The 10218-nt window shown below is 69.8% G+C and carries 10 protein-coding genes; 2 read left to right on the forward strand and 8 right to left on the reverse strand.

From position 1 onward, the window contains the following. Positions 1–31 precede the first annotated feature (31 nt). On the reverse strand, positions 32–2485 hold the full coding sequence (locus H5J26_RS00470; protein WP_181763592.1) for a SpoIIE family protein phosphatase: 2454 nt from the start codon (positions 2483–2485) through the stop codon (positions 32–34). A gap of 193 nt (positions 2486–2678) precedes the next feature. On the opposite strand from H5J26_RS00470, the gene H5J26_RS31140 reads away from it, so the two are divergent. Further along, positions 2679–3182, forward strand: a complete 504-nt coding sequence (locus tag H5J26_RS31140; RefSeq protein ID WP_419183738.1) for a transposase — start codon at positions 2679–2681, stop codon at positions 3180–3182. Here H5J26_RS31140 and H5J26_RS00480 read toward each other — a convergent pair. From H5J26_RS00480 to H5J26_RS00510, 7 genes are all read right to left on the reverse strand, one after another. Beyond that, positions 3115–3375 carry a carbonic anhydrase gene (locus tag H5J26_RS00480; protein ID WP_181763593.1) on the reverse strand — a complete coding sequence of 87 codons (261 nt, stop codon included), beginning with the start codon at positions 3373–3375 and terminating at the stop codon, positions 3115–3117. The genes H5J26_RS31140 and H5J26_RS00480 overlap by 68 nt on opposite strands. 16 nt (positions 3376–3391) lie before the next feature. Further along, positions 3392–4750: an LLM class flavin-dependent oxidoreductase gene (locus H5J26_RS00485; protein ID WP_181763594.1), complete on the reverse strand. Its 1359-nt coding sequence runs from the start codon at positions 4748–4750 to the stop codon at positions 3392–3394. Beyond that, the gene (locus H5J26_RS00490) at positions 4747–5520 is read right to left on the reverse strand and encodes an ABC transporter ATP-binding protein (protein ID WP_181763595.1); all 774 of its coding nucleotides are present in this window, start codon (positions 5518–5520) and stop codon (positions 4747–4749) included. Before H5J26_RS00490 ends, H5J26_RS00485 begins: the two co-directional genes overlap by 4 nt. After that, positions 5496–6338 carry an ABC transporter permease gene (locus H5J26_RS00495; protein ID WP_419183739.1) on the reverse strand — a complete coding sequence of 281 codons (843 nt, stop codon included), beginning with the start codon at positions 6336–6338 and terminating at the stop codon, positions 5496–5498. Before H5J26_RS00495 ends, H5J26_RS00490 begins: the two co-directional genes overlap by 25 nt. Before the next feature lie 5 nt (positions 6339–6343). Next, entirely contained in the window at positions 6344–7507 is a 1164-nt protein-coding gene (locus tag H5J26_RS00500) for an ABC transporter substrate-binding protein (RefSeq protein WP_181763597.1), read from the reverse strand. A 570-nt stretch (positions 7508–8077) separates the two neighbouring features. Next, a complete protein-coding gene (locus tag H5J26_RS00505; protein WP_181763598.1) occupies positions 8078–8578 on the reverse strand; it encodes a GNAT family N-acetyltransferase in 501 nt (166 codons plus the stop codon). A gap of 169 nt (positions 8579–8747) precedes the next feature. Further along, positions 8748–9287, reverse strand: coding sequence for a DUF1707 SHOCT-like domain-containing protein (locus H5J26_RS00510; RefSeq protein WP_181763599.1), 540 nt, complete (start codon positions 9285–9287; stop codon positions 8748–8750). Positions 9288–9540: 253 nt separating this feature from the next. On the opposite strand from H5J26_RS00510, the gene H5J26_RS00515 reads away from it, so the two are divergent. Beyond that, the coding region (locus tag H5J26_RS00515; RefSeq protein ID WP_181763600.1) for an SPOR domain-containing protein at positions 9541–10218 on the forward strand (678 nt) is incomplete at its 3' end.

A 10218-nucleotide genomic window follows, 5' to 3' on the forward strand; every position in this document is an offset into this window, starting at 1 on the left:
TCCAGGTGCTCAAGCCGGGCCCCGCCCGAGGTCAGAACGCCGTGCGCAGCTTGCCCGTCTCGTCGAACTGGTAGTCCGACGGAAGGCTTTGCTCCGCCCAGATCGCCTTGCCGTCCCGGCCGTACCGGACCCCCCAGCGTCGGCTCAGCTGGGCGACCAGGAGCAGGCCGCGTCCGCCCTCGTCCATGAGACGGGCCGGACGCAGGTGGGGGGCAGCCATGCCGGCGTCGGTGACCTCGCAGATCAGCTCCCGGTCGTGGATGAGCCGCAGCCGGATCGGCGGGTGACCGTAGCGGATCGCGTTGGTGACGAGTTCGCTGACCACCAGCTCGGTGGTGAACGCGACGTCCTCCAGGCCCCAGACGCTCAGCCGCTTGGACGCCTCGCTGCGGATCCGGGCGACGGCCGCGGGATCCGCAGGGAGATCCCAGGTGGCCACCTGGTCCGCGTTCAGGGCGCGGGTGCGGGCGAGGAGGAGTGCGGCGTCGTCCTGCTGGTGCTCGGGCAGCAGGGTGTCGAGGATGTCGTCGCCCATCGCGTCCAGGGACGGGGACGGGCGGGCGAGCACGCTGCGGAGCAGGGCGAGTCCTTCGTCGAGGTCCCGGTCCCGCGGCGCGATCAGGCCGTTGGTGTAGAGGGCGAGCACGCTGCCTTCGGGCAGTACGGTCTCGGAGGCTTCGAAGGGCATGCCGCCGACGCCGAGCGGCGGCCCGGACGGAACGTCGAGGATGTCGACGGCGCCCGTCGGCGAGAGCACCGCGGGCATGGGATGCCCGGCCCGTGCGACGGTGCAGCGGCGGGAGACGGGGTCGTACTCGGCGTAGAGGCATGTCGCGCCCGTGTTCGCCGCTCCCGAGGTGCCGGCTTCCTCGGACAGGCTGGTGACCATGTCGTCGAGATGCGTGAGCAGCTCGTCAGGCGGGAGACCCATCTCCGCCAGGGCCCGGACGGCCGTACGGAACCTGCCCATGGCGGCCGAGGCCTGGAGTCCGTGCCCGACGACGTCGCCGACCACCAGCGCCACCCGCGCGCTGGAGAGCGGGAAGACGTCGAACCAGTCGCCTCCCACACCGGCGTGACCGCGCGCGGGCAGGTAGCGGGAAACGGTCTCCAGGGCGCTCTGGTCGGGCAGTTCCTGCGGCAGCAGGTCGCTCTGGAGGGCTTCGGCGGTCCTGCGTTCGCGGACGTAGCGGCGTGCGTTGTCGATGGAGACCGCCGTGCGCGCGGTCAGCTCCTCGGCCAGCAGCATGTCGTCGCGCTCGAACGGCTCCTGCCGCTTGTGGCGCATGAACATGGTCATCCCGAGAGTCACACCGCGGGACCGCATCGGCACGGCCATCACCGAATGGATTCCTTGAGAGCGGAGCCGACCGGCTCGGACGGGATCGTGAGCCGCCCACTGGGCGAGGAGGCGGTCGCTCTCCTCCCGGGTGGTCGTCCTGCTGCCCTCCAGGCGTTCGACGAGGCTGGAGAACTGCGGATAGGTGGTGACGTCGCCGAGCTCGACCGGGTCTTCGGGGTGACCGATCAGAACGGACCGCTGGGCGGTGCGGCGCAGGGCCACATTGTCCGTCAGCGCGTCGAGGGGCGGCTCGTCGCCGTGTTCGAGGAACGTGAGCAGGTCGATGCTGGTGATGTCGGCGAGCTGCGGGACTGCGACGTCGGCCAGCTGCTGTGCGGTATGGCGGATGTCGAGCGTGGTGCCGATGCGGGTGCCGGCCTTGTTGAGCAGCAGCAGTCGCTGCTGGGCGGTGTACTGCTCCGTCACGTCCTGTGCGGTGAAGCAGAAACCGCGCAGCCGGTCGTCCTCGTCCCTGGACGGGGCGATCCAGACGGACCATGCGTGCTCGCGTTCGTCTCCCGGTTCGCGCAGGAGTATGCGCAGCCGCTCGCGCTCCCCCGTCGCCATGGACCTGCGCATCGCCTCCTCGACCTTGCCGGGCTCGGACTGCTCCGCGACCAGCTCCGACACCCGCAGACCCCTCATCTGGTCCTCGGTGAGGCCGACGGAGCGCTCCGCGTCGCCATTGGCCCGGACGAGCAGCAGGTCGGTGTCGAACAGCGCGAGCACGCACGGAAAGTCGCTGAATCCCCACTTCATCAGCAGGTCCTCGTCGCGCAACCGCATGCGTGACTCGGTGACCCGCACCACGAGCCAGTCGGCCCCGGCGGCCGTCCTGCGACGGCGGGCGAGGAGTCCCACTCGCAGGTCGTGGCCGTCCCGGTGCCGCAGGACGACGTGGCCGCTCCAGCTCCGGTCTCCCGCGGCCGGTCCGGCAACCTCGGAGCCGTCGTCAGAGGCGAGCAGGGTTGCGCCCGGCCGGCCGACGACCTCCTCCCGTGCGTAGCCGAGCAGGCGGCGGGCGCCGTCGCTCCACCCGGTCACGATGCCCTGCTCGTCGATGACAGCCGTGGCCGAGAACGCCACGTCCTCGCTCTCGTCCAGCTCACGGCTGTCGTGGGGCGCAATACCGCGTCGGGCCATCACGCCACCTCCTACGGCGCATAGTGAAGACCGGGGGCCGTCACCCTTCCAGCCTGCACCAGGTGGATGGCGAGAGCAGATTTCCTGTGGCAGCAGGCCCCTCACGGCGGGAGGTGCTTGCGGGCTTCGACTTCTTGCTGCCGCGCGACAGAGCCTCGCGATCACGTTCCGTACATCACCGGCTTCGTACCGCATGCGGGCGTGCGGCTCGGAGCGTGGGGCCCGGGGTGAGGCGGTGGCGCAGGTGTGGGCCCCGAATTCCGGACCGGAGCCTCCACGGGTCATCGGAGTGCAGGCGAGTCGGTCGACCACAGCCTCGGACGGTCTCCACCTGGCGGTCGAGCAGGGGCAGAAGCTGCTGTCGGTGGTGATCACGGCTGGTCAACGGGGCGATTCCCCGCAGTTCGAGCCGGTCCTGGAAGCGATCAAAATTCCGCGACCGGGCCTGGGGCGGCCGCGCAAACGACCGGACCGAGTGCGTGCGGACAAGGCGTACGACTCCCGTGAGAACTCCGCCTACCTGCGCAGACGTGGCATCAAGACGACGATCCCGGTGCCTGCAGACCGAGTCCGCAACCGACAAACCTCGGCTCTCGCGGCGGGCGGCAGCCGACGTTCGACAAGAGCGACTACCGCGAGCGCCACGCGGTCGAGTGCGGCATCAATCGACTCAAGCGCCCTCGCGCGGTCGCCGTGACGACGCCGCCCGCGTTGCGTATGACGTGGGCTTCCCCTTCCCGCAGGCCGAGGACGCCGTACGGATTCAGCCGTGCGTCCATGCAGGCCACGACAGCGGTCTGCCTGGACGGCGGGAGAGGCAGGGGACCTTCGAAGGCGGCGGCGTAGGACTCGTTGTTGGAGAGGAATTCGTCGGTGGCGGTGACGCCCATGTCGTGCTCCGATCTCTCAAGTCACGGCCGCTGCGGGCCGTTGGGCGTAGCGGCTGGCCGGGCGCGTGAGCCCGTAGTGCTCGCGCAGGGTGCTGCCGGTGTACGCGCTGCGGAACAGGCCGCGTTCGCGCAGGATCGGCACCACCTGGTCGGCGAACAGTTCGAAGCCTCCGGGCAGCCACGGCGGCATCACGTTGAAGCCGTCCGCCGCGCCCTGCTCGAACCACTGCTGGAGCTGGTCGGCGACCTGCTCCGGTGTGCCCGCGATGACGCGGTGGCCTCGCGCGCCCGCCAGTCGGTGCAACAGCTGCCGGACGGTTGGCTCTTCGCGCTCGACGATGTCGAGTACGAGCTGGAAGCGGCTGCCGTTGCCCCGCTCTCCCCGGGTCTCGATCAGCTCCCGCGGTACGGGACCGTCGAGTTCCTCCTCGCTCAGGCGCAGGCCGAGCAGCCGGTGGAGGAGTTCGAGCGAATAGGCGGGCTGTGTCAGATCGTTGAACTCCTCGTGCAGCCTGCGCGCCTGTTCCTCCGTCGAGGCGATGAAGGGGCTGATGCCGGGCAGCACCAGCAACTGCCCCGGATCGCGGCCGAGTCGGGCCGCCCGCTTCTTGATGTCGGCACAGAACTCCTGGCCGCTCGCCAGCGTCTGGTGCGCCGTGAAGACTGCCTCCGCATAGCGGGCGGCGAAGGCCCGCCCGTCTTCCGAGGAGCCGGCCTGTACGTAGACGGGTCTGCCCTGCGGCGAGCGGGGAATGTTGAGGGGGCCGCGCACCTTCAGCAACGGGCCCTCGTGGTCGATGGCGTGGATGCGGTCGGTGTCGGCGAACAGGCCCGTCCGCTGGTCGGCAACGAGGGCGTCGTCCTCCCAGCTGTCCCAGAGCTTGGTGACGGCTTCGAGGAAGTCCCGGGCGCGGTCGTAGCGTTCGGCGTGGACCGGGTGTGCGTCCAGGCCGAAGTTCTGCGCGGCCTGCGGCGCTCCGGTGGTGACGATGTTCCAGCCTGCTCTGCCCTTGCTGAGGTGGTCGAGCGAGGCGAAGAGGCGGGCGAGGTTGTAGGGCTCGGTGTAGGTGGTGGACGCGGTGCCGATGAGGCCGATCCGTTGCGTGGCGGCGGCCAGGGCCGACAGCCATGTGAAGGGCTCCAGCCGGAAGCGGCTGGCGTAGCGGACGTTGTCTGCGAGTGCCGGGCCGTCGGCGAAGAAGAGCCCGTCGAAGGCCGCGGCCTCGGCCCTTCGGGCCAGCTCCTGGTAGAAGCCGATGTCGAGAAGCCGCTCGGTGTCGGAGGCGCTGTGGCGCCAGGCGGCCTCGTGATGACCGCCCGGGTAGACGAACAGATTGAGATGGAGCTCCCTGCCGGGAGTGACGTGAGCGCTCACGCGTGGGCCTCCTCGAGGATCGGACGGTCTTGGGCCTCGACACCCAGGCGGGTCAGGAGCCCCTCGCGCAGTGCGGCGTACTCGGGTGTGCCGTGGCGTCGCGGTCCCTCGATGCCGACGGCCACGTCCGCGGTGATCCGCCCCTCCTCCAACACCGCGACCCGGTCGGCGAGTTCGATCGCCTCGTCCACGTCGTGCGTCACCAGCAGAACTGCCGGTCGGTGACGCTCGCACAGCTTCCGCAGCAACTCGTGCATACGGATGCGGGTCAGGGCGTCGAGGGCGCCGAACGGCTCGTCGGCCAGCAGGAGTTCGGGCTCGCGCACCAACGACCGGGCCAGGGACACACGTTGCTGCTCCCCGCCCGACAGCTCGACGGGCCAGGCCTCCTCCCGGTCGGCGAGGCCCACCTCCGCCAGGGCGGCTCGCCCGCGCTCCCTGGCGTCCGGGCCCGGCAGGCCGAGCAGCACGTTGTCCAGCACGCGCTTCCATGGCAGCAGCCGGGCGTCCTGGAAGACCACCGAGACGTTGTCGGGAGCGCTCAGCACTCCCTTGCCGTCCACCAGGTGGTCGAGCCCGGCCAGTGCCCGCAGCAGCGTCGACTTGCCCGAGCCGCTGCGTCCGAGGAGCGCCACGAACTCACCCTCGCGGATGCTCAGTTCGAGTCCGTCCAGGACCTTGCGGTTCTCGAAGGACCGATCCAGACCGTGGATGCGTACGGCGGCCCTGCCGCGCTTCGTGCGGGTCAGCCCGCGAGTGTCCGCCGCCACGACAGCACCTTCCTCTCAGTCAGACGAACCAGTCCGTCGCTCGCGAGACCGAGAAGCCCGTACACGACGAGGCCGACGATGATGATCTCGGTCTGCCCGTACGTGCGCGCCAGCTCCATCATGTAGCCGAGCCCGCTGGTGGCGTTGACCTGCTCCACCACCACCAGAGCCAGCCAGGTCGCGGTCACCGCGAACCGCATGCCGAGCAGGAAGCCTGGAAGCGTGCCCGGCAGCACGACGTGCCGAACGAACTGCCATCGGGAAAGCCGCACCGTCTCGGAGAGTTCGACGTACCGGTTGTCGATGCTGCGCAGTCCGTTGTGGGTGTGGATGTAGACGGGGACGAGGACGACCAGGGACACCGTGACGACCTTCATCGTCTCCCCGATCCCGAGCCACAGGATCAGCAGCGGCACCAGCGCCAGCGACGGGATGGCCCGCTTGATCTGCACGGGCCCGTCGATCACGCCTTCTCCGAGGCGGCTCAGGCCCGAGAGCAGCGCGAGGAGCAGTCCGGCAGCGGTGCCGAACAGCAGGCCCAGCAGGGCACGTTGAGCGGACGCCGCCAGATGGGACTGGAGTCTGCCGTCCTCGATGAGGTCTCCTGCCGTGGTCACCACGGTCCAGGGAGCCGACAGGCTCCTGGGCTCGATGAGGCCGGCGGCCGATCCCGCAGACCACACGGCGAGCAGAAGCAGAGGGCCCAGCGCCTTGCCGTACGGGACGGGGCGTCCCGGTGCGAGACGGCGCCTGGCCGTGCTGCGCGACGCGCCGCGGCGAGCCGGCCGGGTCAGTCGTCCGAGGGGTTGAGTGCTCACGCTGGTCACGGCTTCTCCTTCCCGGCTGCTCGCGGGCCCGAGTCGTCCTTCGGCTGCTTCTCCGCCGCCTTGAGCGCGTCGGCTGCGACGGGCTCGAAGCGCCGGTCGAAGAGGGTCTCCGCGTCGAACTTCTCCTGGCCCGTCTCCCTGGCCAGCAGGTCGACGGTCTTCTGCTGGCGCCTGATCGCGGGGTCCCAGGAGGCCGGGATGTCCGGCTCTCCGTTGTGCTTGTGCAGGTAGGCGCCGTCCTCGCGGCTCAGGCCCTGGTCCTTGACCGCGTAGCCCTCGATCCACTCCTCGGGGTGCTTGTACGCCCACACCTGGGCACGCGCCCAGAACTTCACGAACTCCCTGATGGCGGCGGCCTTCTTCGGATCCGCGACGGTGTCGGTGGGCGTCCAGAGGTGGGAGGGGTCGTCCCGGAGGCCGTGCGGGATGGTCTTGCCGCCGTCCTTGCCGTACTTCGCCGGATAGCGCTTGATGTTGACCCCGCCGAGCGGCGCGGCGTCGACCTGGTGCTCGCCGAGCGCCGTCGGGTAGACGTCCCCGGTGCTGGGGAGTTCGACGAGTTGTACGTCTTCCTTCGACAGGTCGGCCTTCGCAAGGATGCGCAGCACCAGTGCGCCCTGGGCCTGTCCCGGGCTGTAGGCGATCTTCTTGCCCTGGAGGTCCTTCAGGGAGTCGATTCCGGCACCCGGGGCGATGCCCAGCCGGTAGATGGGATTCTTCTTCGGGTCCTTGCGGAATTCCGCTGCGACCAGCTTCGTGTCCAGCCCCGTCCAGTGGGCGTGGATCGAAGGGATCTCGGCCGACGAGCAGACGTCCAGGGAATGCGCCCGGAATGCCTCCGAGCACTGCGGACCGCCGCTGATGTTGGCCCACTTGACCTTGAAGGGCAGTTTCCGGATTTCGCCGGAGAGTTTCAGCAGGACATGGTCCTCAGGGGCCCCGATGGTGAGCGTCGTCTTCGGGGAGGCCTTCGCCGGGATCTTCGACTTCGCGAGCTGCGCGTCACTCGCACTGCCGGACGAGCCTTCCTGCTGTGCGCAACTCACGAGCAGCGCGGGGGCGGTGAGAGCGATGAGCAGCGCGACGGGGAGAGCCGTACGGCGGCTTCGGCCGGGTGGGCGGAAGGCGGTACTCGGGCGTGGGAGTGCGGGGCTGGGCATGTTCGTGTCCCGGTTCGTTCAATGCAACTGACGGAAGAAGACGTGCCGTTGGGCCGAAGCTCACGAGAACGCGCGTGCGGCATGCGGCACGGAAAGGGAAGGCGCAGAGGAGCGGCGATGCGCGAAAAGGCGAGAGTCGCGCCTGGGAATTCAGCTACACAGCGCGGAAGAGACGCGGTGGAGATCCACGGAGCGTCGCTGTGTGAAACCAGGGGATTGGCGCATGCCGTTGAAGCTAACGACGCCCCTGAGCAGGGTCAACAGCCGTCGCCCGTCCGGACGGAAACGCAATGGGGGCTTCGTGCGCCCGCCATTCTCGCGTTACACGGTGAAACGAACAGCCCGTGAACGAACACCGGCGGCCCGTCGGATCTCCCGGGCTCCTGCGCTGCAGGTCCGGCAGCAGCCCGAGCGCCAAGTCGTCAACTTGGGGCCGGAGTTGATCCCGCACGGCCTTGGCCGTCCCGCCCCTCAGGGCATCGGACGCCTCCTGCCAGTGAACAAGGGGCCACGCCGATGATCAGCGACGGCTGCGTCTCTCTCGGGCGACCCCTCCAGCAGGATCGCGGTCTACGGCTGGAGTGTCAGGTCGCGCCGATACCAGTTGCCCGGCTTTCCGCCGAGGTCGGCCGGGTCAGCCGGCCCGGCCAGGACGAACCCGGCTCTGGTCAGCACCTTCCGGGACGCGGGATTCGCGTGGGCGGTGGCCGCTCGCAGAGTGCGCAGCCCGTGCCGCGACACCGCCAGCCGGCACAACTCCCGAACGGTCCCGGTCGCCACGCCGCGTCCGGCGACGTGCTGCGCGACCCGGTAGCCGAGTACCGCACCGCGATCCTCGATGTCGACCAGGTTGAACCTCCCGAGTACCGAGCCGTCTTCGGCGACGAGCACGTGGAAGGCGCAGATGCCGGCCTCCTGCTCAGCCAGCAAGGCGTTGAACCGGTCGGTGAACTGGTCGAAGTAGTGGTCGCCGCGGTCGGGGACCGCGGCGGCGAAGTAGGAGCGGTTCGCCAGCTCGAAGGCCAGGACCGCCGGGGCATGATCGCCGTGCAGCTGCTTCAGTTCGGGCACTGCCCGACCCTATTCAGATCACGCGCTGAAGCCACCTGAGTTTTCCCCGGCGGCGGACAGACTCAAGGCCGCGGCACACAACGATCTACGACCTGGAGTGTCGGGCCAGTGCCGGAACCTGCGTTCTCCCGCCCGCGACAACCTGCTCGTCGAGGCCCGCGGGCTCGCGTCACGGCCGTCGCTCGACGACCTTCGCGTGCAGGAGCTTTCCGGCGAGCTCGATGCGGAGACGGGGATCGGCAGCGGAGTTCTTCGAGCGGAGCTTGAGCTTGGAGTAGGTGAGGTTGAGCCGGTCGGTGTCGATCACGATGTCCGGCGAGCCGGCGAAGAACAGCTTGCCGTGCACCATGTCGGTCTCGATTCGCAGAACGTCCGAGGTGATCACCGCGTGGGTGAAGTCGAAGGTGACACGGCACAGTTGCGTGCGAAGCTCGATGCGCGCCGGCACCGTCCAGCGCCCCTCCCGCTTGTACTTGCCGCCGTGTTGATCGACCACGAGTACGTCTTTGCCTTTGGCTGCGGACGCGACCGGCAGGTCTCCGGTGAGCGCGGCCAGCTCGCCGAGCGTCCGGGCCGAGAGCGCGCTCTCCAGCCGCATGTCGAGCTCCTCGGCGTCGAGTCGGCCGTCACCGGCGGCAACCCGCAACGCGTCCACGACGCGGTCACGATCCTCGTGCGATGCCCGCAGGTCGGGCCGGTCATGCGACATGTCGGCCACGTTAGCGGCACCGCTCGGTGGCCACCAGGTGCGACGAGCTCGCTGTCGACCACCCGGGCCACCGTGCGAGCACTTGAGCACTCGGTGTGCGGAGCCGATGTGCCGGGTGCCGGGTGCCGTCCCGATATGTTCATCTCGCCGACTGCCGTGCGGGGTTCGTTGCGCGTAGGGTCCGAGCGGCCCAGGCGTGTACGCACCGCGCAGGAGCGGTGCCCGTCATCCGTCCCGTCACAGTGGAGAGTTCATGGCCACAAGGTCCAGCCGGCGCCTGCTCCCGTTCCGCAAGCGCCCCGAACTCGCCACCGCGCTGGCCCTCTTGACGACCGCGCTCCTCATCGCCCCGGCCACATCTGCCAGTGGTGACTCCGGCTCCGGCGCTCGGACACCGGAAGCGCTCACGGGCTGGGACCACGAGGTCCCGGCCAAGGGCGTCGACCTCTACTCCGGAACCGTCCGCAGTGGCGGAACGCCTCACTGGACCGTGACCGTCCGAGCGGAGGGAGCCCAACTCCTCGACCGGGACGAGGCGAAGGCGACGGCCGGGAAGTTGCGCGATGCCGGATTCACCCCGCACACGCGCCGGGTCGAGTGGCCTCGGGGCTCCGCCGACCGGCACGGGACCCTCGGTGTACTGGTACGCGTGGGCCACCACGAGGCCGAGGAAGCGGCAGAGGCCGAGCGTCGGTCCCTCTCCGGCGCGGGCTTCGACGCGGTGACGGAGTGGACCGGCGGCGACGGGGCCACCGCCGACGGAGGGTTCGCCCGCGTCAAGGTCGCCGTCGTCGATCCCCGCCTCTTCGAGGGCTCGCTCGGGAGCGACTACGGCGCGGCGGCCTCGGGCCGGGAGACGGTCACGGCGATGTCGGTACGGGCCGGGGCCCTGCTCGGAGTCAACGCCGGCTTCTTCGTGATGGAGCAGAAG

The organism is Streptomyces albidus (ex Kaewkla and Franco 2022), from assembly GCF_013870515.1.
Taxonomy (GTDB): Bacteria; Actinomycetota; Actinomycetes; order Streptomycetales; family Streptomycetaceae; genus Streptomyces; species Streptomyces albidus.